This window comes from Acidicapsa borealis (assembly GCF_059115245.1).
This window is the reverse complement of the sequence record NZ_JCACNY010000001.1, coordinates 1,221,379-1,245,063: the sequence shown is the minus strand read 5'-3', so window position 1 is coordinate 1,245,063 and position 23,685 is coordinate 1,221,379. Positions and strand designations below refer to the sequence as shown.

Below are 23,685 nucleotides of genomic sequence, written 5' to 3'. Positions count from 1 at the left end.
ATCCACTCTCCACTGGAATGTCGTCTGCTTGCATTCGTCTGACGTAAACTCGAACCATAAGGTTTACGCAAACCAATGCCCCGCTTCACTCCTGGTGCCAAGGCACATCGTAAACTCAGTCATGTCCACCGGTTCCGCAGCGCCAGCCGCATCCGCAGTTCACCAGTTCGTCCTCACGGACTTAACAGCGCAGTCCCTACCTCAGACAGTCCAGGCCGCCCGGACACTTCTGCTCGAATACGGGCAATTTGTTGCCTCGGAGCCCTCCGTCACCAGCTTCTGCTACGGCTCGCTACTGGATGAGGCCGCCCAATTGCCTCACAGCTACATTGACCAGGGCGGTGGCGCTGTGCTCGCTGAACGGGCAGGCTTCCCATTGGGCTTCGTCGCATGGCGCTCCTTGCCGGCAGTGCCGGATGCATGGGAGATCAAGCGATTGTGGGTTCGCGCCGAAGGTCGTGGCACCGGCCTCGGCAGGCTACTCGTGCAAACGCTGATCGACCGCGCTAAATCCTCAGGCAGGACGCAATTGCTGCTCGACACGGCACCCGAGGTCATGGCCTCCGCGTACCGCCTCTACCTCGGGATGGGGTTCACTGAGTGTCCACCGTACAATGGGCCCGCCAAGCCGGCAATCGTCTATATGCGGAAAGTACTCTGAAATCCACATAAAAACCTGTTGCGTTCACCTCGTACGCATGTTAACTATAAGTACAACATCTCATGAACTGCGACCACGGGTTTCGATTCCGCGTGGCGCATGAGTTTCGGGGCTCCAGCGATGAAAATCGGTACTACCATCCGCGGCCACCGGCTGCAAAAAGGCCTCTCTCAGGGTGACATCGAGAAAAAGACAGGCCTGCTGCGCTGTTACCTTTCGCGCGTCGAAAACGGCCACACCATCCCCTCGCTGGACACGCTATCCAAGATCGCCCAGGCTCTCGATCTGCCCATTGCCCAGTTCTTCGCCGAGGACTCGCTTAACCGCGAACTCAACACCCAGAAGCTATCGGACGACGAACTGCGCTTCCTTACGCAAATCCGCCGCTACTCCACAAACCTCAATGAAAGCGACCGGAAACTGCTGCTCGCCATGGTAAAAAAGTTCGCCGCCACCGCAGTTCGATAGCTCGCAAAAGAACTGGACCGGGCACCAATCGATAGCTACCGCGCAGGCCATCCCGGTCCGGGAAACACGTTGCTTAAATAAAAACCAAAGAGCACCAACACACCGGTCAGCACACCCACCGCCACGCGCCTGCGAAACTGAAACAACGGCCGCGGAGTCCCCAGCATTGGCACCAGTGGCAGCGCGAACACGATCCCGCCCAGAAACCCTCCCAGGTGGGCCATGTTATCGATGTTCACTCCCAGCTTGAGCCGGGCGCTGCCAAAGCCAATCACAAAGTTAATAACCGCAAAGTAAATAACGTACCTTCGTAAACTGCTCGATTCCTTCGCCGGAATCGGCAGCCGCGGCGACTTCAGCAACACAATCAGCACACCAGCCAGTCCGAAAACCGCCCCCGACGCCCCAGCTCCCACCGAAGAGTAGTTGTGATTCGCCATGTTCACGCCGATCGACAGTAAATTTCCTGCCGCCCCCGACAAAACGTAGGCAGCAAACACACCAAACGGCCCCAGCAGCGGCTCGCCCAGCAACCCCAGATTCCAAAGACACCACATGTTCGTGGCAAGATGGAGAATCCCCACATGCACAAACATCGCTGACACCACCCGAAACCACTCGCCATCGAACAATACCGCCTCAGGCTGCGTCGCACCCCACTGCAGAAGTTGGTCACCGGTAGGCTGTAAGAAAGAGACATGTGTGAGCAACATCGCCACGAATACAGCGCAATTGATGCCCATGAGCACGTACGTCGCAGGCGCATACGCCCAGGACCGCTGAGCTGGCCGAGTTTCCACTGACTCGTCGGGCAAGTCCTTCGACACAGCATCCAGATCGCCTCCCGGCGCAGCCCCGAGCTTGCCTTCGGGTAACAAGCTCTCGCGCGACTTCACTGGAAGGTCAGAAGGAGGAGGGGGATAACTTCCCATCTCTCTACTCTATTGCTCTATCCCACCTCTGGCAATCGGACGCGCTGCTCCCGGACTCAAGTCCCGCCCCGGCACCATGGTCAACATGAGTCCTTGCTTTTCTTATTGTGATTCCCGCACAGAATCTGGCGTTCCGAACCTCTAAATGGCCTATTCGATATACCCTGTAGAGTGCGCATACCGTCGAAACCCGCGCCCAAAAAGGACAACTCTTTTGGCAGCTGTAACTGACTTAAAGCCCATCCGCCGCGCCCTTCTAAGCGTCACCGACAAATCCGGCCTCGTCGCCTTCGCCCAAACCCTGGCCAGCTACGGCGTCGAGCTGATTTCAACCGGAGGCACTGCCAAAACCCTCCGCGAAGCCGGTCTGACCGTCAAGGACATCAGCGAGCTCACCGGCTTCCCCGAAATGCTCGACGGTCGAGTGAAGACCCTGCATCCCCGCGTTCACGGTGGCCTGCTCTACATTCGCGGCAATGCGACACACGAAGCCGCCGTTGCCGAGCACAGCATCCTCCCCATCGACATGGTCGTCGTCAACCTCTACGCCTTCGAGAAGACCGCCGCGCAGCCGAACGTGCCCTTCGGCCATCTCATCGAAAACATCGACATCGGCGGCCCCAGCATGGTCCGCTCCGCCGCCAAGAACTTCGAAGACGTCGCCATCGTCACCCTGGCCTCCGATTACGCCGCACTCACCGAAGAGCTCGCTGCCAATAGCGGAAGCCTGTCTCGCGCCACTCGCTGGCAATTGGCAAAGAAGGCCTTTGCCACCACCGCCGCCTACGACTCCGCCATCGCCAACGCTCTTGACCAGATTCCCAACGCGCCTGCGCCCGAAAGTCCAGCAGAAAAGAACACCGAAGCCCTCCCGACGACCCTCCGCATCAACCTCCGCCAGGCCGCCAGCCTTCGCTACGGCGAAAACCCCCACCAGCGCGCCGCGCTTTACGCCGACGCATCCGGCCTCGGAATCGCCAATGCCCGCCAACTCCAGGGCAAAGAGCTCAGCTACAACAATCTCGTCGACCTCGAAGCCTGCTGGGCACTCGCCGAAGAATTCCCCGAAACCGCGGTAGCCATCATCAAGCACACCAACCCTTGCGGCGCCGCCACCGGCTCAACCGTCCTCGAAGCCTACGAGAAAGCCCTGGCCGCCGATCCCATCTCCGCCTTCGGTGGCGTCATCGGCGTCAACCGGGAAGTTGATGCCCCAGCCGCCACAGCCATCGCCAAACTCTTCGTGGAAGCCATCGCCGCTCCGAGCTTTACCCCGGAGGCGCAAACCATCTTCGCAGCCAAGAAGAATCTGCGCCTTGTAGAAGTCAAAGACGCCCCGCCTACCCCAGTCGTGAAGCAGGTTTCCGGCGGCCTCCTCGTGCAGGACGCTGATATCGCACGCATTACCGCCGATGACCTGAAAATCGTCACCCACCGCCATCCCACGTCAGACGAACTGGCCAGCCTGCTCTTCGCCTGGCGCATCGCCAAGCACGTCAAGTCCAACGCGATCGTGTACGCCAAGGACGGTCAGACCATCGGAGTCGGAGCGGGCCAGATGAGCCGCGTCGATGCCGCCCGCTTCGGAGCCATGAAAGCCGTTCTCCCGCTCGCCGGCTGCGTCGCCGCATCAGACGCATTCTTTCCCTTCCCTGACGGTCTGGAAACCGTAGTGGCTGCGGGAGCCACCGCAGTTATCCAGCCCGGAGGCTCCGTCAAGGACGCCGACGTCATCGCCGCCGCCGACCGCCTCGGCATCGCCATGGCCTTTACCGGAATCCGCCACTTCCGCCACTGATCCTCAGGAATCGGTAAAGGACAAGCACGCCAGGCCTCACCTCTGGGGCCTGGCAGAAGCAATAACCAGTTACTTTCCATCGCTTTCACCCAATCCGGCACACACGCCGGAACCATTTGCAAGATACAATCGTCCAATAGTTCATGGCACTGCCCCACTGCGGCACTATGGAACGATTGCGGCTCCGGGACTCTCTTTTCGGCCCAGGCCTGGTCGGGCAGACCATCCACCCCTGCATCATCGGGGAAAGAGAGCGTGGGATAGCCAAACATGACAGAAGCGCAGATTTCCAACCTTAGCCGCCTTGGCCAATACTCCAAATCCATTCGCATCACTCTGGCCACAGCAGCGTTCCTCTTTCTGGCGCCGATAGCTTTTGCCCAGACCCCAGCCGCTCCCGTCGACGTGCCGCCAATCCCCGCCAAGCCGGCGGCATCCGCGCCCGCTTCTGTCCCGGATCGCTCAACCGCCTATTACCACGCGGCCCTAGCCCACTCCTACGAAGATATGGCCACTAACTACGGCCGGCAGGAGTTCGTCACCCGTGCCGTTGAAGAGTACAAACTCGCTCTCAACGCCGATCCCAACTCCTCCCAGCTCGCCACCGGTCTTGCCGAACTTTACTTCCGTGCTGGCCGCGTCCGTGAAGCCATCCAGACCGCCCAGGAGCTCGTCAAGAAGGACGATAACAACCTCGAAGCTCACAAGCTCCTCGGAAGAATCTACCTACGCTCGCTCGGGCAAGAGCAGCAGAATCAGCCCGCCACAGCCACGCCCAGCGGCCAGGTCCTCGACCTCGCCATCGCAGAGTTCCTCAAAATTGTTGCCCTCGAACCCAAGTCCCTCGAGAACCATCTGCTCCTCGGCCAGCTCTATACCGTCAAGCATGACAACGCCAAGGCCGAAGCGCAGTTCAAAGCCGCCCAGGACATCGAACCCGCCTCCGAAGACGTCGTTCTGAACCTCGCCCGCCTCTACGCAGAGTCCGGCGACCTGCGCCGCTCCAGCGAACTCCTCGAAGCCGTTCCCGTCTCCGACCGCACCCCCAAAGAAGAATTCACCCTCGGCGCAACCTACGAGCAACTCAAGCAGCCCAAGAAGGCTATCGCCGCATACCAGCGCTCCGCCGACATGGAGCCTGAAAACCTTGACGCTATTCGCGCCCTCGGCATGGTCTTGCTCAGCGACAACCAGCTGGACGAGGCCCTGAAGCAGTTCAAACAGCTCACCGACGCCGACCCGGAAGACGTCGCAGCCCTCAATCGCATCTCGGAGATTCAGCGGCGTCAGGGCAAGTACGAAGAAGCCCTCATCACGATTCGTAAAGCCCGCGCCAAAGACCCCAACTCCCTCGAAGCAGGCTATAACGAAGGTCTCCTGCTCGACGTCCTCGGCCGCTACGATGAAGCCATCGCCGTCTACGAGAAGATGACCGACCTTACCACCCACGCCAACGGCGCATACACGGCAGAAGAAAAAGCCAACCGCAGCATCTTCCTTGATCGCCTCGGCGCCGTCTATCACGAGCAGAACAAAACCACTGAAGCCATCGCCACCTACCAAAAGATGATCGAGCTGGGCGGCGACTTCGCCAAGCGCGGGTATCAGGGCGAGGTGGACACCTACCGTGACGCTAAGCAGTTCGACGAGGCCACCGAAGTCTGCCGCAAAGCCGTTGCGGCCAATCCCAATGACCGTGACCTCAAGCTGCTGCTCGCCTGGCAACTGGCCGATACCGGCAAGCTCGACGAAGGCCTCAGCCTGGCCAACAGTCTGCTCACCGGTAAGGCGGGCGACCGCGAAGTCTATCTGCAAATCTCCCAGATCCAGCTCCGTCTAAAGCACTGGAAAGAGGCGGAGGATGCCCTCACCAAGGCTGAACCCTTCGCCACCCGTGATGAAGATAAAGCCAATCTCTTCTTCCAGCGCGGTGCCCTCGCCGAGCGCGAAAAGAAGTACGATCAGGCCGAGCAGCTCTTCCACAAGGTATTGGAGATTGACCCGAATAACGCGATTACGCTCAATAACCTCGGCTACATGCTATGCGATAAGACCACCCGCTACACCGATGCTCTCAAGTACATCCGCAAAGCCGTCGAACTGGAACCGATGAACGGCGCCTACCTCGACTCCCTCGGCTGGGCCTACCTCAAGCTCGGCCAGTACGAGCCGGCTGAAGACAACCTCCGTAAGGCCGTCGAACGAAACTCAACTGACCCCACCGTGCATGATCACCTCGGCGATCTCTACGAGAAAACTGGCCGCATCCGTCTCGCCGCCGCACAATGGGAAATTTCAGTAGCCGAGTTTGCCAAGTCCTCGAGCGCCGATGTGGAACCTGCGGAAGTAGCTAAAGTCCAGAAGAAGCTCGAAGGCGCCCGCGTCAAACTAGCCAAGCAGGAAAGTCACACTGGCACCGACGCCAAACCGTAGTTTTCATTCGGACCACAGTGTGCCGTCATAACCTCTAGCCATCGGAAAAAACGAACCCCCAGCATCAGCGCGACTTGTTCGTGCTGATGCTGGGGTAAGACCCATAAAAGGGCCTCTGCAAATCTCTGCTTGACCAGACTCGACGCCCTACTGCTGGTGAGCCGAAGCCGCCTTAGAGAAGATATCGACATTCGCCTTATCTACCAGCGCCGTCCCAGTATCGATGAATACTGGATACTCGGCAAAGGCATCCACGCTGTAGTCCTTGGTCAGCGACTTGGGCGGGTTGTGACTGATTTCATCCAGTTCCTTCAATCCCACAAAGCCCATCGTGAATGGCTTCTGCGCGATCGTTGCGGCGATAGTACCATCCGTGATCTCAGCCAGCGTGTCCTGCTCCACATCCCACGCCACAACAACCCGGTCGGTAGCCTTTTGCCTGCGAATCGCATCCGCCACCACTTTGCCCGACGAAGCTTCCAGGCAGACGAATGCCGATACACGCGTGGGCCCGGTCTGCGTCAGATATTCCTGTGTCTTGTCATACGCAGTCCGCGCGTCTCCCTTGATATCCACCACGTCCATGATGTTGATATCCGGATGCGAGGCAAACACATCTTTGAATCCCTTGAGTCGATCATCCAGATTCGGCTGTCCTGGCATCGAGAAAAACACCACGTTCCCGCGTCCCCCGATCCCTTCGGATACCCGCTGACCGCCCAGATGTCCCGCCGCCAGGTTATTCGTTCCGATAAAGAAAAGCCGCCGGCTGCTCGGCGCGTCCGAGTCAATCGTAAGCACCGGAATCCCCGCCGCAATCGCAGCATCGATCCCCGGCCGCAACAAAGCCTCGTCTGCCACCGAGATCAAAATCCCCGCCGGCTTCGAAGCCACCACATGATTCAACTCCTGTAACTCTGCGGCCGCATCATAAGTGACCGGACCCGCGACCTTGGCTGTGACTTTATATCTTGCCGCAGCCGCGTTGAAGCCCGCAATCGCGGTCTTCCAGTACGGCAAGCCAAGGTTCGACGCGACAAGATAGTAAACTTCGCTTTGCGAATGACGCCCGCAACTAACAACGAGAAGCAACGCGGGCGATACTGCGAGTGCAATCAATTTCCGGAACCGTGTCATCCTCTTACCCCCTATCGAAAGTGCTCCAAGGTGGTACTACAGGCGAAACACCAGCCTAACTTCGACTCCTGAAATCTCGGCTCGTTCGCCAACGCTAGCCAAAAGTACCGGGAAGTGTACTCCGGTCTCTACACCTTGTCTATCGGAGCCTCAAAATATCGATATCCCTCCCTGGATGACTTCTCCGGCACCCATCCCTTCTTCCCAACTTGATACCCTGAATCAGTCCCTTGAACGGCAACGCATGACGAAACAATCTCGAATCCGTCCGCTTCCCCCTGGCATCGCCGTCCCGGACGATCCCAATGGCCCCCTCTCTGCCCGGGTCCATCCGGAACCGGTCCACCCGTATCGTTCCGTGTTCATCCGTGACTGCGGCCGAATCCTACACGCCAAGGCTTTCCGCCGGTTGGCAGGCAAGACTCAGGTATTCACCCGTCGCGGAACAGAAAGTGACCACTCCCGCAGCCGGCTCACACACACGCTTGAAGTCGCCCAGATCGCCCGCAATACCGCCGCCACTCTCGGTCTCAACGCACCCCTCGCCGAGGCCCTGGCACTGGTCCACGACATCGGCCACCCACCATTCGGCCACGCCGGAGAAACCGCACTCGACGAAGCACTCCGCGAACACAGCCCGGACGTGAAGCTCGGCTTCGATCACAATCTCCAGGCTCTCCGCATCGTCACCAGTTTCGAAGAGCGCTATCCCGCTTTTCCCGGCCTGAACCTCACCCTGGCGGTACGCGAAGGCATCGTCAAACACTCCCGCGACTACTCGGCTGCAACGCACCCCGAGCTAGCCCCGTATTTCCTCGACCAGTTCCCGCCCCTAGAAGCCCAGTTGATCGACCTCGCCGACGAAATCGCATACCTGAGCGCCGATTTCGAAGACGGCCTCGCCTCCGGCATCCTCGAGTTGCCACACGTCCTCGCCAACGTCCCTCTCGTCGCGGATTTCTACGCGAAAGTGGCAAGTCAATACCCGGCCGCCGACCCAACGTTGCTCACGAGCGAAGCCCTCAAGCAGGTGCTCAACACCCTCGTCACCGACCTGATGCAGGAAACCAGCCGCCAGGTAGAATCCTCAGATATCGAAACTCTCGAAGGCATCCGGCGAGCACCACACCGGCTTGCCCAACTCAGTCCTGAAGTGGAAGTCCAGCGCAAGCAAGCCAAGAGCTATCTCTATGAGTTCCTCTATCAATCCCCAGCGCTGGACGCAGAGCACGATCTCGCCGCCGAGATTATCCAGACTCTCTTCCACGCCTGGATCAACAACCCCAGCCTTCTGCCGCTCGATCACCAGGCCCGTATTCCCCAGGAAGGGACAGCACGCGCAGTAGCCGACTACATCGCCGGCATGACCGACACCTACATCGAGCAAGCCTGGCTCGCCTACCGCGACTCCGCTCAATAACTAAGACAGATCTTTACTGCACCGATCCATGCGGCCGCAAACGGCGCATATCCAGCGCGCACTCCACGGCATTCTGCGCCGCCAGCCGCAGATTATCACTCGCAGCAAACAGCCAGAACCGCGCAGTCTCCCCGCTGAGCCGATCCACCGGAGGCTCCGGCTTCAACCACACCAGCACATCGTTCTGCCCCGCAGCTGCCAGGTTTGACGGCGAATCCGTCTCTTCCAACACCAGGTCCAAATGCTCCCCACCCAGCGCATCCTCAATCGAAGCCAGCGGCACCGGGTGGGCCAGCTCAATGCAGATCGAGAACGTGTTCCCGTGAAACACCGGCGCATGCAGCACCTGTAAGCGAATCTCCGCCAGCCGATCTCCCGCCAGAGCAGCATAGTGCCGCCGAATTCGCCCTTCCGACTTGGCCAAACTCACCGACGCTGTCTCGCCAAAACTGGCCAGCGTGTTGTACGCCACCTGGGTATCGAACACCGCCCGCGGCATCGTCTGAAAGCTCAGCAAACTCACCGTCTGTTGATGCAACTCATCCAATGCGTCCTTGCCGTATTCAGAAGCAGGCTGTAACACCGTCGCCGCCGCGAACGTGACTTCAGCCACCTCGCCCAGCCGGTCCAGAATCAGCGCCAGGGTCAGCGCCGCCGCGTTCGCCGGCACCACCGCCTTCGTCAGCAGATCCGGCGAACCAACACCGCTGGTCAGCCATGGAGCCCGCACCAGGACCCCAGGCTCCTCATCCAGCGCGCCCGTCATATCCAGCACCGTCGAACCCGCCGCCAGAGCCTCGCGCCAGTACTTCCGCGTCAACTCCTCGCTCCCCGCAAAGAACGAAAAATCCATGCCCTCAAACACGCCAGGTCCGAGTGTCTGGATCACTGTAACTTCGTCGCCAACCTGGTCCAACTGTCCCTGCGCCTCCGCCTCATCCAGCAACACAAAGTTGGCCCCCGCCAGCGGAGACTCCGTCAACGATTCTTTCAGCTCCTTGGCCAGCAGCGTTGACGCCCCAACCACAGCGATCCTGTATTCAGTACTCATCAGATCTCGTTTTCCTATCGTTCTCTTCGCGCCAGGCCAACTCACTCGCGTTCAGTTCTCGCTCGTTAGATTCGAGCGGCACATGCTTTGGTTCCTCATAGATAGGATGAACAACCGTTTCCTGCACCGGCACGACCGGCTCGGCGATGTGCTGCACGTATTCATCCCGGAACACCGGCCCACCGGCCCGAGCTGGAACCTCAGGCTCCGTCATCTGCCTGCGCCGCCGTGACCACGAGTACGCCGCCCGCGCCCATATCCCCGAAAACATGTACACGAGCCCTACTAAAAACAGAGCCCACCGGGACCAGTACAGCAACGCGAAAAGCACAATCGCCAGGATCGCTATAAGTTGGAACGGCTGTCTTCGGGAGAAATTGATCTCCTTGCCCGACCAGAAACGCCAGGTACTTACCATCAGGAATCCAAGCAGGCCCACCAGTACCAGCCACAACAACGCCAGCCACCAGTACTGAACGGATCTCCCGTCGAAACAATGCACCGTAGCAGCAACCACCCCAGCCGCTGCCGGAATCGGCATCCCCACAAAATACTTCCGGTCTGGCCGCCCAGGATTTCTCGGCTGCGCATTATGGCTGCTGTTAAACCGCGCCAGCCGCGATGCTCCGCACAGCAGAAACAGGAAGCAAACAAACGAGCCAACCTGCAACAAGAGCCGATGAAGGTCCGGATCGATCGTCGAAGGCAGGGAATGGAACCCCCACACCCACGCCAGCAAACAGGGTGCGACCCCAAACGTGATCGCATCCGCCAGCGAGTCCAGTTCCTTGCCAAACTCACTCGTCGTATTCGTCATCCGGGCAATGCGCCCGTCCAGCGCGTCAAACGGGATGGCAAAGCAGATTGCCTTCGCCGCCCAGTCCAGATGACTCGCGCCACCGTCTCCGCCGACAACCGTCAGCGAATCCAGCGTCTGCGTGATCGCAAAGTACCCAGCGCCGATACTCCCCGCCGTAAACAGCGAAGGCAGAATATACATTCCGCGCCGCATCCGCGCAGCGCGCGCAACTGCCCGCTCCTCCGCATCCGGAGGCAGACCACCATTCAGCCGAGGCGTCACAGCCCCACCCTTGCCGAACCAGAAACCGGCATGGCAGCTAGCACAGACGCTCCACCGGCAACCTTATCCTTGACCTTCACCCGCAGTTGAGCCTCAACCGGTACGATCACATCCACGCGTGAGCCAAACTTGATCAGACCCACCCGCTCACCGCGCCCGATCACCGCACCCACCGTCGGGTTGAAAACAATCCGGCGCGCCAGCAAACCAGCAATCTGCTTGAACGTGACCTCGTAGCCTTCGCCGCGCACTGTGACAATGTTCTGCTCGTTCTCATCCGCAGAAGCCGGGTTCATCGCGTTCAGATAAAGCCCCTTCTGATAGCGAATCTCCGTGATCGTGCCAGCGATAGGAGACCGGTTCACGTGCACATTGAACACACTGAGAAATACGCTGATCCGCGTCTTCGGCCCGTCCGGCGTCTCAATACGCACCGTCTCCGTCACCACACCGTCTCCAGGAGACACAATCAACCCAGGACCATCCGGGATTGCCCGGACAGGGTCGCGGAAGAACCAAAGAAAGAATGCAGCCAGCAGAATCGGAACGATGGCATAAGGCCAGCCCGCTAATTTCCAAAGAAGTCCCGCTGCAATCAGGAACCCCACGCCGTAGTAATAACCGTCTTTAACCATGATTCCAAACGATTATACGGGCGCAGCTATGGTTCCAGCAGGCTACTTCGAAACAGCCCTGCCAACTTGTCCCAACCTCGGCTCATTTCTCTCCGGCCAACCGGAGAGTTGCGGGTGCCCTACCCTTGCCACGCTTCTGCTTTTGTGGCCAGCGTAGGACCAGCCCTCAGGCCCGAATCACCTACACCACAGCAGCCGAACGATGCTCCAGGGCCGAAATCAGGTCCTTGGCATGCAACTTCAGCTTTTTCAACCGAACTTCCTCCAGCTGCTCGTCGGAAGACAGGTACGGTTTGGTCACCAACTCGTTCAAGCGCAGAGAATACCGTTGATGCTCGGTCAGCAAGCGCTGAATCTCCGCGCTCATTTGCCATTCGAGTAGTTCATCCATGTGGGCACCTCGTCTGTTGAAGACACCTGATATATACGCCCGATGAACAGCGCTTCGCAACCCATCGCCGCCAACTTTTGTAATCAGAACTGTGGATAATCGGGCCGCTACCTTCGTAAACCTCTCAAGAATCATGCCTTCGCCGAGGCACGAATCGATATCATCCCGATAGAAGCCCGAAGGGCAAAGTCGAATGACCTCCGATAGATCTTGCCCTTGCTTTTATCTCTATTGTTTGTCATTCCCGAAGGGAATCTGCTGTTCCTTCAGGTCAAACGAAAGCCGCATCAGAACCGCATCCTCAGCCGGGTCCGAATAATATCCTCGCCTCCGGCCCTCCTCGGCAAAGCCTAGCCGAACATAAAGCCCCAATGCCGCAAAATTAGAAGCCCTGACCTCCAGCACCATAGCCGTGCAGCCTTCGCGCACAACCGAAGCGATCAGCGCCTTAAGAAGGCCGCCGCCGACGCCGCGCTTCTGCTCCCCGAAAGCAACAGCGATCGACTCCAGCTCAGCCTCTCCGGCCACCAGAGAAGCCACCGCGAACCCAACCACCGTCTCCCCCGCCAATGCCACCAGAGCGATCCGTCGCAGTGTTGAATCCCGGGCAATGGCCGAAAGATAAGCCTCCCGCCCCCAGCGCGGCGCTTCCGCCAAAGCCCCGGCGATCTCCATCACCGAGTCAACATCCTCCTCCCGCATAGGTCTCACCACGAAGCTCATCGCTGGCCCGCAACCTTCGCATCCGCCCCGCGCAGATAATACCCATCCAAGGCCGAAACATCGGCAAACTCCCCAGTCAGCCACGCCCGCAACCCAAATCGCAGCGCCTCAGCTGCTCCCAGCCCAGGCACACGCACAATCTCCGGCTCCCCCTGCAACTCCTCGAGAGCCTGCGCCACACTTTCCTCGCAAACCGCCACCGGCCCCGGCAATCCTCCCATCGCGTTGATCTCACCGGCAGTCATGAGTACTTCCGCAGTGGAATGCTCATACATCCCGCAATACATCTGACCCCGATGCGCATCCAGCACCGCTGTAGTCGTCCCCGCCGAATCCGCCAGCATCGCCAGCCGCGAAACCGTAACCACCGGCAACCCCGCAGCCTCAGCCAGCCCCTTCACCACCGCCAGCCCAATCCGGATTCCAGTAAAACTCCCCGGCCCAGCCACGGCGATCACTCCACCAAGCTCAGCAACCGAAATCCCAGCCGCAGCCAGAAGATCTGCGATCGCCTGCACCAGCGAAACCGACAGCTCCCCACCCGGCACCCGCACATCGCCCAGCAACTCAACTTGCCCTCCGGTCACGAGCCCAAGCGCCGCCGAACCAACCGTCCCGCAAGAATCCACCGCCAGCAAAATCACCCTGTCCGTCAAATCTCTCTCCAAAACCATCAATGCGCCGCTTCCACCAGTTCGACCAATACGCCATTCGCACTGGCCGGGTGCACAAACACATACCTGTGCCCACCCGCACCCACCTGAATCTTGTCGGAGACCAGCCGCAATCCCCGTTCCTTCATCCGCTCCACCGCCAACGCCAGATCCGGCACCCGCAGCGCGATATGATGCAGCCCCTCGCCGCGCTTGGCCAGAAACCTCCCGACGGCCGAATCTTCTGCAGTGGCCTCCAGCAACTCAATCCGGCTCTGCCCAACAGCCAGCATCGCGACCCGAACCCGCTCCTGCGGCACGTCCTCAACACCAGAAACTGCCAAATCTAGCGCCTCATAAAACCCCACCGAAGCGGTCAACGACCGGACAGCAATCCCAAGATGATCTAGCACCGCCCCACCAATCCCAGCCCGGATAAGTCCCTTGTCATCAATTGACTCAGCCATCGCTTCTACCGAAGCGGCCTTTGCTCCTGCTGAATGATCTGCCTGCGTCGCCTTTGCCTGTAAGGTAGGCCGGGGATTCATCCCCGGCATCAGGAGGCCACGCTGACCGGGGGCTTTAGCCCCTGCGGTCTGCTGTTCCGCCGCCAAAGAATCCACTACCCCCAGCAACTCCCCAACGCCCACACCCGTCGTAGCCACCGTCTTCACGACTGGCGGCATCTTCTGTTCCACCGCCAGCGCATGCGAAAGCCCAACCATCTCCCCAATCTCCGACTCCAGCCGCTCAATCCCCGCAGCATCCGCCTTATTCAGAACGAACACCGAAGCAATCTCCAGCACCCCAGCCTTCAGCGACTGAATCGAATCCCCCATCCCCGGCACCAGCACCACCGCCACCACATCCGCCAGCCCGACGACCTCGATTTCCCCTTGCCCCACGCCAGTAGTCTCGATGAGCAAAACATCCTTGCCCGAAGCCTCAATGACCGTCAGCACATCCTCCGTGGCCGCAGCCAAACCACCCAGATGCCCACGGGTAGCCATCGACCGCATATACACGTCGGGATCTCCAGCCAGATCCGTCAGCCGTATCCGGTCCCCCAGAATCGCCCCACCCGAAAACGGGCTGGAAGGATCGACAGCCACAATCCCCACGCGGCGTCCGGCCTTGCGCAGCTCCCGCGTCAATGCATCCACCAGCGTGCTCTTCCCCGCCCCAGCCGGCCCGGTAATCCCGATACGAATCGCCCGCGGACCCTCCGCCAGCGCCTCCCGGCAAAGTCGCAGCAACTCCCCAGCCTCGGGAGCTCCATCCTCCACCAGAGAAATCACGCGCGCCAGCGCCCGCGTTTGCCCGGAATTCGGACCACCGCGCAATCCCGCAAACAGCCGCGCCACACCGTCCGCCGGACCTCGAAATCCGTCCTCAGAAGCACTCAATTTTGTCATCTCCAAACCCAACCAGATCCCTCGCCAGACCTGCCAACCTGTTACCCTGACTAACGTCAGCATCCATAAAAATCAGCAGCAAAAGGACACACCGTTTGGCGGCGGCAACCATCACCTTTCACGATACATGGCGTCCCAAAGCCAACCCCTGGGTCATCGCCATCACCGTCACTCTTGCCACCTTCATGGAGGCGCTCGACACCTCCATCGTCAACGTCGCCATGCCGCACATCTCCGGCACGCTCTCCGCCAGCCGCGACGAAGCCACCTGGGTCCTGACCAGCTACCTGGTAGCCAACGCCGTCGTACTCCCCATCTCAGGCTGGATCGCCAACCGCATCGGCCGCAAGCGCTTCTATATGAGCTGCGTCCTCTGCTTCACCATCGCGTCGCTCCTGTGCGGCCTCGCCCCGACCCTCCCACTGCTCGTCTTTTTCCGCGTCGTCCAGGGAGCAGCCGGAGGCGGCCTCCAGCCCAGCGAACAAGCCATCCTCGCCGACACCTTCCCGCCCGAAAAGCGCAGCATGGCCTTCGCCGTCTACGGCATGGCCGTCGTGCTCGCCCCCGCCCTCGGACCCACCTTCGGCGGTTGGATCGTCGACAACGCAAGCTGGCGCTGGCTCTTCTTCCTGAACATCCCGGTCGGCATCATCTCGCTCTTCCTCACCCAGCGCCTCGTCGAAGACCCACCCTACCTCGCCGCCCGCCGCAAAAAGCGCGAAGGCATTGACTACTGGGGACTCGGCCTGCTCGTCCTCTTCATCGGCACCCTCCAGATGGTCCTAGACAAAGGCCAGGAAGACGACTGGTTCAGCTCCAGCTTCATCACTACCGCGACCATCGCCTGCGTCATCTCGTTCTTCATCTTCCTCTGGCGTCAGCTCAGCATCGACCACCCTATCGTCGATCTGCGCCTCTTCAAGCGCCGCAACATCGCCATGACCCAGTTCGTCATGTTTATGGTCGGAGCCAGCCTCTATTCAACCACGGTTCTCATCCCGCAATACCTGCAAGAGGTCATGGGCTACTCCGCCCGCCAGGCCGGCGAAGCTATCTCCGCCGGAGGACTCGTGCTCATGGTCCTCTTCCCCATTGCCGGCGCACTCGCCCCAAAATTCGATCCCAGAGTCCTCGTAGCCACCGGCTTCGCCATCACGACCTACGGCCTCTTCCGCATGACCAACATCAACCAGAATGTTTACTTCGGCCTGGCCGTAAGCTGGCGCGCCGTCATCGCCATCGGCCTTCCCTTCCTCTTCATCCCCATCAACACCCTCTGTTACGCAGGCGTCCCGCAGGAGAAGAACAACGAAGTCTCAGGCCTCACCGCCCTGAGCCGCAACGTGGGAGGCTCCGTCGGCATCAGCTTCGTCACCACGCTGCTGGCCCGCTTCTCCCAACGCCACCAGGCGATGATGATCCGCCACACCGTAGAAGGCAACAGCCCCTTCGACCGCCTCAAATCCGGCCTGACAGCAGTCTGGAAACAAAACGGCGCAGGCGACTCCGGCCCAGGCAGCGCCCTACACGCTGGAGCCCAGATCTACGGCATGATCCAATCCCAGGCCAGAACATTAGCCTACGTAGACGTGATCTGGATCCTGGTAGCCCTGACTGGCATCCTCATCCCTCTACCATTCCTGATGCAACGCCCCAAGAAAGGCGCACGCTCCGCCGAACCCGTTCATTAGTTCGCAACATAACGGAAGTATCTGGCCGTGCCTGTCTGCCATCAACTCCACTGCAAAGTAAACAACGCATCCTCCGGCATCGTTAACTCAAGTACTTCAGCCCCATGCACCAGTTGCACCCGCCGCTCATCTCCACGATTCGCCAGCACCACCACCATGCTTCCATTGGGATTGCGAAACCCAGCATGTGTCAGTGCCCGTGAGTTCTTATTCTCAATCAACCCGCCAATCGAAGGCGTCTCCACGCCATTGGTCGCAATCGCCTTCGCCCCGCGCTTCACATGCTTCGAGTAGTGCGCAAAGGCCCAGTACTGCCCACTCTTCGTAATCTTGTGGCTCCCATTCTCAACCGTGATCACACCACCGCAAGGGAACGGCCCAATGTTCGGATTTCCCTTCTCATCCAGCGCCAGATTCCAAGCCGTAATCGAACGAGACCAGTTATTCAGCGTGCTGTTGAACACCTCACCCCAGCGCGCCCAGTCCGTCGCATAATCCGGAGCAGTAATATCCGGTCCACCCTCGGTCCAATAAGCATTCTTCTCCGGAAACGCCTCATGCACCCGCGTCATCGCGACTGCATCGCCTACATACCCATGCCATGCAATCCCATCGATGTACTCATACGCCTGGGGGTCGGATAACTCAGCAATGGCCCTCCCCCACAAAGCATAGTTATGATCCAGCACCCATATCTTCGTCTTCATCCCTGCCCCACGCAGCGCCGGTCCCAGATGGTCCTTCACAAACTCAATCTCATACTCCTGCCCCCACAGACAGGCAGGCATGCGCCCATCCTGATCCGCATCCACCTCGTTCTGGACAGTTACCGCATCAATCAGCACGCCATCCGACTTATACGCCTCCAGGAACTTCACAAAGTACTTCGCATACGGCTCATAACTATGCTTCCGCATCGCCCCACCCAGCATCGACCCACCCGTCTTCATCCAGCCCGGAGGCGACCAGGGCGATGAGAACAGAAACATCTCCGGATTGACCTTTCTTACATCCCGCAATGTCGGCAAAATGTAGGCTTTGTCATGCTCAATCGAGAACTTCTTCAACTCCGGGTCCGGCGTCTCACTCTCGTCAAACGTGTACGCACTCCGCGAATAGTCACTGGCCCCGATACAGGTCCTGCAGACATTCAAGCCCATCTCTCGAGGCGAGAATAGATCATGCATCACGGCCTCGCGTTCATCAGCCTTCAGCTGGCTCAGGATGTAGCAGGTGGCATCCGTAAGCGCCCCTCCAAACCCAAGAATCTCCTGCTTCGTCGTCGCCGGATCAAGCACAATCGCATCCGCGGCAATCGCCGTCGCCGGCCGCCACTGAAGCGCTTCGCCAGCCGAATACCGTTGATCACGAAACGTCCGCCAAACCTTGACCGGACCGGCAGTAGGAGCCGCCCATCCAGGCAAAGCTTTAGCCAACGCAACGCCACCTGTCATTCCCACTGCCGTCTTCAGAAACCCACGCCGTGAACTCGCCTTCATTTCGCAACCCTTCTTCGATCGAAGCTCTTAGCAGACGAAATCATACCAGCGACCAGGGTCGCTATTCCTCTGGCATACGGAAAAGCGCGCCGAAGCAATATGCTCCGGCGCGTTAGTGTGGTTGTAATTTTCAGGAGGAGGCTACTTGGTAATAGCCGCACCCTTGGTCTTACCCGTGACACCCTGAATAAAAGGGAGTCCGTTGGGTTCCCCATAGCCTGTAACATTGTCCCAACCCTTCGTCACCGTCAACGAAGAATCGGTGCCAAAACTGATGGCAACCGCATCATTGCTGTCGAGCGGCCAGATAGCACTCGTGAACCCTGTATTGCCATAGAGCAGCCCATCGTATAACGAGGCAGGTGAATAGTACGTTGATCCGCTCGAGTCAGTAATCGTACCCGCAACGTTGTTCGGCGTAAGGCTGGTCGTTGGCAACACGTCACGAATTTGACCCGGTTTCAATTTCGAAGCCGCAACACTGGCCAGACCAAGCGGGCTGCCATTGTATTGGTCCGCGATCGACCAGATAGCCGTAAAGATCGGGCTGGCCAGACTCGTTCCTCCAACACCAGCCTCGGCATACTGCACTCCACCACTGGTGTAGATAATCACCACGCCTGTGAAAGGATCAGCCAGCGCTGAAACATCCGGCACCTGACGGCCAGTTCCGGGCAATGCTTTTTGCCACGACGGTTTGGCATAGAAGAGACTCTCGCCGCCACCCGCGCCACCGTTAAAGAAGCTGAACGGAGGGTCGAAGGGCCCATACGAATCAATATAGGAAATGTTGTTGCCCCATCCCGCCGTTAACGGCAGAGTTGCATTTGCGTTGTTGAATGCGCTGGTCCCACCTACTGCGACCGCATAGGGTGAATTGGAAGGAACACCCACGGATCCAAGCGGAGTACCAAGGCCAAGATCACCACCGTCACCACTCGAGAATTGGAACGATATGCCGGATGCAGCACCAAGCTTCAGCACAGTGTTGAAGAGGTTTTCTTCCTCTGCGCCGGCAATGATCTCATCATCGTTCTCCCAGCTGCTGGAGACGGTGTTAGCCACTTTGTGCGTGATGATGTAAAGCAGCGACGCAGCTTGATCTTCATTATCCTGGCCCGAAGAAGCAACCACTGCAATCTTCGCACCCGGAGCAATGGCATGCGCAGACTGAATATCAAGCGCAATCTCACCTGTCCAACCAGTCAGATCGGCAGCTTGAGGGTTGAGCGGTTTTCCTTCAGGATAGATCGTCGTGAAATTGCTCGAATTCAGCGCAGGCAGACCAAAAATGGTTGCAGCCGTGTTGGCATCCGCTTCCGCCGCATCGTAGCCATAAGCTTCCACCAGCGCAATCGTCTGACCATGTCCGTCGTATCCCTGCTTGATCAGCGAGGTAAGCCCGTAGTATGCCTGCAGTTGCGCCGGCGTGTAAGAGACGATAAGGCTTGGGTCCGGATCGTATACAGCACCTGTATAGGTAGCTACGGGCAGCGCCGCGCCGGGCGTGGTGTAGGTGACAGTCGTGGGAGGATAGATCGCCCGCGGCGTAATCGAGCTGAGAATGGTCGATCCGAGATCAGACTTCTTCAGGATCCTCTTGCTCAGCGGCTTGCCCGTCTTCGGATTGCTCGCAACCGACAGCAGCGGACGCACCGCATGCCGGTCAAGCCCAACCACCGATCCAATCAGGTTCCCCGCCGCGCCAGTCAGCTTCGCCTCGGTCGTGTGGGCCTGAAACGTCCTGCCCTGGTACGCAAACGTACGCAGTTGGGTCTGAAACGCCTCTTCAGCCGCCGTCGTAGTTCCCCTCACTCGCAGCGAGAAGTTATGAGGGTCGGAAGATACGACTGAAAATCCATGCCCTGTAAGTTCCTTCTTTACCGATTCAAGCTCAGCCGCCGTCGGTGCATACCCATCCAGGTCTTTATCCGTCAGCCATTGGTGAAACTTCGGTGAGGCTGGATCGTAAAGCGATTCCACCGTCTTGTTAAACTCGTCTTCATTATGCAGCTTCAGCAGGATTGTGAGTGTCTGCTGCTTGCGCAGATCAACTCGCCCCTGATCCTGGGCTACGCTTACCACCTTGGGTACATTCGAAGTCTTTACAGTGCGAAGCTCCGATTGAGCATGCGCGGAAATGGTTGCAAGAGCGGGAACGGCCAAAAACGCAGCGGCTGTCCAGGACGCCTTGGCTACAGAGATGCGAATGTTCATAAGTTCTCCTCGACCCAAAAATGGATCGCAGACACGTGGGGGCAGTCCGCCTTTATGGCAGATATCGATCGACGGTTCCATATAACTCTTCCTCTACGTAGAAAGAGACAAACTGGCCCCGTATCGCTCTACCTTGCAATAGGCGAATGCAGTAGCAACACCAATGCCGGCACGCAACAAAACTAAGTTGAGCTATCCGTCATGGCTGCAGCAATTGAACACGTCAAAGGAAAAGAAAGGTCTCATAGGCAGAGACATGCATTCTAAGTCAATCATCGGCAGCAAAGACAACAGAAGACGTGCAGAACCATCAAGACTTACGAAGTGCATTTGAGAATTGCTGATGGGGATTCAACAGGAGGGTGACTTCGTTAGAACTCGTAGACGTGAGGTCAGTAGAAGCATGGACGAACTATAGCATGAAGCTTTCAATAACCGCCAAGAAAAATCTTTTGCGTTGTATTCATCAAAGGCCGAGCACCTTGAGCCGCTAGATCCCGATCTCGTTCACATTTCAAAACAGAATTTATTTCAATGGCAGCGTTTCCATCCGGACCCGATGCGCATTCGATTGCGTATGCTGCTTACGTCCCACTTGCAAGTCTCTATCCCGGAGCCTAAATTGACCCCCATTCTCACGTCTCACACTTCGCCATCCCGATTCAAGTCGTACCTCGCGCTCGCAGCTGTCGTTGCCTCTTCAGCGATGCTGCCCGCATTCGCGCAAACAGCCGCACCAGTTGTCACAGGCAACGCAAGAGTAGACAAGCTTCTAAGCCAGATGACCCTCGACGAGAAGATGGCCCTCATCCGTGGCGCCTCCGAACCGTCCGCCACCAACCAGGGCCAGGCCGGCTACCTTACCGGCGTTCCCCGCCTCGGAATCCCGCCACTGCGCATGTCCGACGGACCTCCCGGCGTTCTCACCCGCCTTCCCTCGCAAGCCGAAACCGCCACCATGGGCCTAGCCGCCACCTTCAGCACCAAAGATGCAGAAGAGAACGGCAAAGTCGTCGCCCGCGAAGCCAAGTCTCTCGGCATCGACGTCGTCCTCGAGCCCTTCATCAACATCGACCGCGACATCACCTTCGCCCGCGGCTACAACACCTACGGTGAAGACCCCGTCCTCACCGGCCTCATGGGCGCCAACTTCATCCGCGGCGTGCAAAGCCAGGGAGTCATGTCCCAGGCCAAGCACTACGTCGCCTACGACACCGACGGCAGCAACGTCTTCGTCGACCAGCAGGCCCTGCACGAAATCTACGTCGCGCCCTTTATTGACGCAGTGGGAGCAGACGTCTCCTCCATCATGTGTTCCTACAACAAAGTCAACGGCACAGCTGCCTGCGGCAACTCCGACACCCTCGTCAAAATCCTTCGTGACGAAGTCGGCTTCAAAGGCTTCGTCACCTCGGACTGGGGCGCAGTCCACGCCGCCAACTTCATCAACAACGGCCTCGATATGGAAATGCCCGGCGTCGGCCCACCCGACAGCCCGCTCGGCGCCATGATCTTCTCTTTCTTCACTACCGAAGAACCCAAGCCCACTCCGCCGCTCAAGTTCAACACCGCTGCGCTCGCCGGCTTCTTCGGCGGCCCGTTGCCCGAAGAACCTGCCCCTAAGCCAATGGACATGGGTGCATTCGGCACAGCAAAAGATGCCCACACGAATTTCTGGAACCTCCGACAGCAGCACCAACTCGACGACGCCACCATCACCCGCGCCGCGGGTCGCGTCCTCTACGAATACGAGAAATTCGGCTACCTGGACCACCCCACTCCCGGCCAGTCCGGCCCGAAAATCGATGCGAAAGAACCGCCCGCGCATGATGTCGAAGCCAACGCCGCAGCCATCCAGAAGACCGCCGAAGATGCCGCCGTTCTCCTCAAGAACGAAGGCCACATCCTCCCGCTGAACCCCGCCGACGCAATCGCCATGATCGGCCCCGGCGCGGGACAGACGGTAGCCATCGGCACCGCAGGTGAGCGCTCGCTAGGCTGGCCCTGGCGCCAGATCGGTACCGTCCAGGCCATGGCCAAAGTCGCCCCTGGCACCAACGTCACCTACGCCGTGGAAGACGACATGACCGGCACCGCCATCCCCGCAGCACTTTGGACTTCAGACGGCAAACCCGGCCTGCAGCGCACCGCCAAAGACGGGACGAAGTCCACGGATACCGTCCTCGACTTTACCGACAAAGCCAACTCCGCCCTCCCCGCCAACAGCGACATCACCTGGGAAGGCACGCTGACCATCGACAAGCCCGGCAGCTACTGGATCTACCTGCAACTGCTCGCAGCAGCCGGTTCTCTCGAAATCGACGGCAAACACGTCGCCGGTGCCAACGGCATGCGCGGCGCCGTCCACGGCGACACCGTCCTCGGCGGCAAAGACGGCCTCATGCCCACCACCGATGGCCTCGATAACCTTCGCGCCGCCGTCGAGCTCACCGCCGGTCCACACAAAGTCTCCGTCCACATCGAGCCCGACACCTCCAACAATCCCGCCCAGGTTCGCCTCGCCTGGGTTACTCCCGACGAACGTAAGAAGAATCACGCAGAAGCCATCGCCGCCGCCAAAGCCGCCAAAACAGCCGTAGTCTTCGCCTGGACCCGTGGCAAGCAGGACTTCGCCCTCCCCGGCAACGGTACCGATTACGACCAGGACAAGCTCATCGAAGAGATCGCCGCCGTCAACCCCAACACCGTCGTCGTCCTCAACGTCTCCCAACCCGTAGCCATGCCCTGGCTCGGCAAAGTCAAAGCCGTCGTGCAGATGTGGTGGCCAGGCGACGAAGGCGGCTGGGCCACAGCCAACGTCCTCACCGGCAAAGTCAGCCCCGCCGGCCGTCTCCCTTTCACCTGGGCCAAAAAGCTAGCCGACTACCCCGCCACCGACCCCAAATTCCCCGAACGCTCCGCCAAAGGTGTAGACGGCAAAACCACCTTCAGCGAAGGGGTCAACGTAGGTTACCGTTGGTTTGACAAGCAGAAAATCGCCCCTGAGTTCCCGTTCGGCTTCGGCCTCAGCTACACCACCTTCGCCTACTCCGACCTCAAAGCCACACCCTCATCCGACGGCGGCCTGACCGTCTCCTTCACCCTCAAAAACACCGGCACAGTCGCCAGCGACGAAGTCCCACAAATCTACCTCGGCCGCCCACTCTCAAAGCAGGAAGGCGACTTCCCCGAACACGCTCTCGCCGCCTTCGACCGCATTCACCTGGCAGCAGGCGAATCGCAGTCGGTCAGCCTAACCATCCCAAAACATCGCCTGGAATTCTGGAACACCAAAGCCAACAAGTGGACAGCCGCCAAAGGCCCAAGAAACGTCCTGGTAGGCAGTTCCTCCCGCGACCTGCCCCTAACCGCGAAAGTTACCATCCCCTAAACCGACTGCAGAAACAAATGCCCGCCGAGGAATCATCTCTCGGCGGGCACTGCACTCATACAATTTCAAAACAATCTGTCATCCTGAGC

At 59.2% G+C, this 23,685-nt stretch carries 18 protein-coding genes; 7 read left to right on the top strand and 11 right to left on the bottom strand.

Translation table 11 applies throughout. From position 1 onward, the window contains the following. The first annotated feature begins 121 nt into the window (after positions 1-121). Complete coding sequence (locus tag AC5S27_RS05005; protein ID WP_493933468.1) at positions 122-661, top strand: GNAT family N-acetyltransferase; 540 nt, start codon at positions 122-124, stop codon at positions 659-661. Positions 662-781: 120 nt separating this feature from the next. Further along, positions 782-1,129 (top strand): helix-turn-helix domain-containing protein, encoded by a 348-nt coding sequence (locus AC5S27_RS05000; protein WP_493933467.1) that lies wholly within the window; start codon positions 782-784, stop codon positions 1,127-1,129. A 35-nt stretch (positions 1,130-1,164) separates the two neighbouring features. Here the strand turns inward: AC5S27_RS05000 and AC5S27_RS04995 are convergent, their stop codons facing one another. Next, positions 1,165-2,061, bottom strand: coding sequence for a rhomboid family intramembrane serine protease (locus AC5S27_RS04995; protein ID WP_493933466.1), 897 nt, complete (start codon positions 2,059-2,061; stop codon positions 1,165-1,167). A gap of 214 nt (positions 2,062-2,275) precedes the next feature. Between AC5S27_RS04995 and purH the strand changes: the two genes are divergently transcribed. Continuing rightward, positions 2,276-3,859: a bifunctional phosphoribosylaminoimidazolecarboxamide formyltransferase/IMP cyclohydrolase gene (purH, locus tag AC5S27_RS04990; RefSeq protein ID WP_493933465.1), complete on the top strand. Its 1,584-nt coding sequence runs from the start codon at positions 2,276-2,278 to the stop codon at positions 3,857-3,859. A gap of 270 nt (positions 3,860-4,129) precedes the next feature. Next, positions 4,130-6,292, top strand: a complete 2,163-nt coding sequence (locus AC5S27_RS04985) for a tetratricopeptide repeat protein (protein ID WP_493933464.1) — start codon at positions 4,130-4,132, stop codon at positions 6,290-6,292. 147 nt (positions 6,293-6,439) lie between these two features. Here the strand turns inward: AC5S27_RS04985 and AC5S27_RS04980 are convergent, their stop codons facing one another. Further along, complete coding sequence (locus AC5S27_RS04980) at positions 6,440-7,429, bottom strand: substrate-binding domain-containing protein (protein ID WP_493933463.1); 990 nt, start codon at positions 7,427-7,429, stop codon at positions 6,440-6,442. Positions 7,430-7,673: 244 nt separating this feature from the next. On the opposite strand from AC5S27_RS04980, the gene dgt reads away from it, so the two are divergent. After that, a complete protein-coding gene (gene dgt, locus AC5S27_RS04975) occupies positions 7,674-8,849 on the top strand; it encodes a dGTP triphosphohydrolase (protein WP_493933462.1) in 1,176 nt (391 codons plus the stop codon). Positions 8,850-8,862: 13 nt separating this feature from the next. On the opposite strand, the gene AC5S27_RS04970 is transcribed toward dgt, so the two are convergent. From AC5S27_RS04970 to meaB, 7 genes are all read right to left on the bottom strand, one after another. After that, positions 8,863-9,900, bottom strand: coding sequence for an Asd/ArgC dimerization domain-containing protein (locus AC5S27_RS04970; protein ID WP_493933461.1), 1,038 nt, complete (start codon positions 9,898-9,900; stop codon positions 8,863-8,865). Next, positions 9,890-10,981, bottom strand: a complete 1,092-nt coding sequence (locus AC5S27_RS04965) for a CDP-alcohol phosphatidyltransferase family protein (protein WP_493933460.1) — start codon at positions 10,979-10,981, stop codon at positions 9,890-9,892. Before AC5S27_RS04965 ends, AC5S27_RS04970 begins: the two co-directional genes overlap by 11 nt. Further along, entirely contained in the window at positions 10,978-11,616 is a 639-nt protein-coding gene (locus AC5S27_RS04960) for a phosphatidylserine decarboxylase (protein ID WP_493933459.1), read from the bottom strand. The genes AC5S27_RS04965 and AC5S27_RS04960 overlap by 4 nt, the downstream gene beginning before the upstream one ends. A 181-nt stretch (positions 11,617-11,797) precedes the next feature. Continuing rightward, entirely contained in the window at positions 11,798-12,007 is a 210-nt protein-coding gene (locus tag AC5S27_RS04955) for a hypothetical protein (RefSeq protein WP_493933458.1), read from the bottom strand. A gap of 228 nt (positions 12,008-12,235) precedes the next feature. After that, positions 12,236-12,709 (bottom strand): ribosomal protein S18-alanine N-acetyltransferase, encoded by a 474-nt coding sequence (rimI, locus tag AC5S27_RS04950; RefSeq protein ID WP_493933457.1) that lies wholly within the window; start codon positions 12,707-12,709, stop codon positions 12,236-12,238. A gap of 17 nt (positions 12,710-12,726) precedes the next feature. Then, positions 12,727-13,386, bottom strand: a complete 660-nt coding sequence (gene tsaB, locus AC5S27_RS04945; protein WP_493933456.1) for a tRNA (adenosine(37)-N6)-threonylcarbamoyltransferase complex dimerization subunit type 1 TsaB — start codon at positions 13,384-13,386, stop codon at positions 12,727-12,729. A 17-nt stretch (positions 13,387-13,403) separates the two neighbouring features. After that, on the bottom strand, positions 13,404-14,789 hold the full coding sequence (meaB, locus tag AC5S27_RS04940) for a methylmalonyl Co-A mutase-associated GTPase MeaB (protein WP_493933455.1): 1,386 nt from the start codon (positions 14,787-14,789) through the stop codon (positions 13,404-13,406). A gap of 104 nt (positions 14,790-14,893) precedes the next feature. Here meaB and AC5S27_RS04935 point away from each other — a divergent pair, with 104 nt between their 5' ends. Beyond that, complete coding sequence (locus AC5S27_RS04935) at positions 14,894-16,489, top strand: DHA2 family efflux MFS transporter permease subunit (RefSeq protein ID WP_493933454.1); 1,596 nt, start codon at positions 14,894-14,896, stop codon at positions 16,487-16,489. A 41-nt stretch (positions 16,490-16,530) separates the two neighbouring features. On the opposite strand, the gene AC5S27_RS04930 is transcribed toward AC5S27_RS04935, so the two are convergent. Together AC5S27_RS04930 and AC5S27_RS04925 are read right to left on the bottom strand one after the other, a co-directional pair. Then, a complete protein-coding gene (locus AC5S27_RS04930) occupies positions 16,531-17,988 on the bottom strand; it encodes a glycoside hydrolase family 30 protein (protein ID WP_493933453.1) in 1,458 nt (485 codons plus the stop codon). Positions 17,989-18,129: 141 nt separating this feature from the next. Next, positions 18,130-20,205: a S53 family peptidase gene (locus AC5S27_RS04925; RefSeq protein WP_493933452.1), complete on the bottom strand. Its 2,076-nt coding sequence runs from the start codon at positions 20,203-20,205 to the stop codon at positions 18,130-18,132. 622 nt (positions 20,206-20,827) lie between these two features. Between AC5S27_RS04925 and AC5S27_RS04920 the strand changes: the two genes are divergently transcribed. Then, on the top strand, positions 20,828-23,596 hold the full coding sequence (locus AC5S27_RS04920; RefSeq protein ID WP_493933451.1) for a beta-glucosidase: 2,769 nt from the start codon (positions 20,828-20,830) through the stop codon (positions 23,594-23,596). The last annotated feature ends 89 nt before the right edge of the window (positions 23,597-23,685 follow it).

Coding starts and splice junctions, on each gene's coding strand:
- dgt (WP_493933462.1), top strand. CDS start 7,674: ATGACGAAACAATCTCGAATCCGTCCGCTTCCCCCTGGCATCGCCGTC.
- AC5S27_RS04925 (WP_493933452.1), bottom strand. CDS start 20,205: ATGAACATTCGCATCTCTGTAGCCAAGGCGTCCTGGACAGCCGCTGCG.
- AC5S27_RS05000 (WP_493933467.1), top strand. CDS start 782: ATGAAAATCGGTACTACCATCCGCGGCCACCGGCTGCAAAAAGGCCTC.
- AC5S27_RS04955 (WP_493933458.1), bottom strand. CDS start 12,007: ATGGATGAACTACTCGAATGGCAAATGAGCGCGGAGATTCAGCGCTTG.
- AC5S27_RS04970 (WP_493933461.1), bottom strand. CDS start 9,900: ATGAGTACTGAATACAGGATCGCTGTGGTTGGGGCGTCAACGCTGCTG.
- AC5S27_RS04985 (WP_493933464.1), top strand. CDS start 4,130: ATGACAGAAGCGCAGATTTCCAACCTTAGCCGCCTTGGCCAATACTCC.
- AC5S27_RS04960 (WP_493933459.1), bottom strand. CDS start 11,616: ATGGTTAAAGACGGTTATTACTACGGCGTGGGGTTCCTGATTGCAGCG.
- AC5S27_RS04995 (WP_493933466.1), bottom strand. CDS start 2,061: ATGGGAAGTTATCCCCCTCCTCCTTCTGACCTTCCAGTGAAGTCGCGC.
- AC5S27_RS04980 (WP_493933463.1), bottom strand. CDS start 7,429: ATGACACGGTTCCGGAAATTGATTGCACTCGCAGTATCGCCCGCGTTG.
- rimI (WP_493933457.1), bottom strand. CDS start 12,709: ATGCGGGAGGAGGATGTTGACTCGGTGATGGAGATCGCCGGGGCTTTG.
- AC5S27_RS04930 (WP_493933453.1), bottom strand. CDS start 17,988: ATGAAGGCGAGTTCACGGCGTGGGTTTCTGAAGACGGCAGTGGGAATG.
- AC5S27_RS05005 (WP_493933468.1), top strand. CDS start 122: ATGTCCACCGGTTCCGCAGCGCCAGCCGCATCCGCAGTTCACCAGTTC.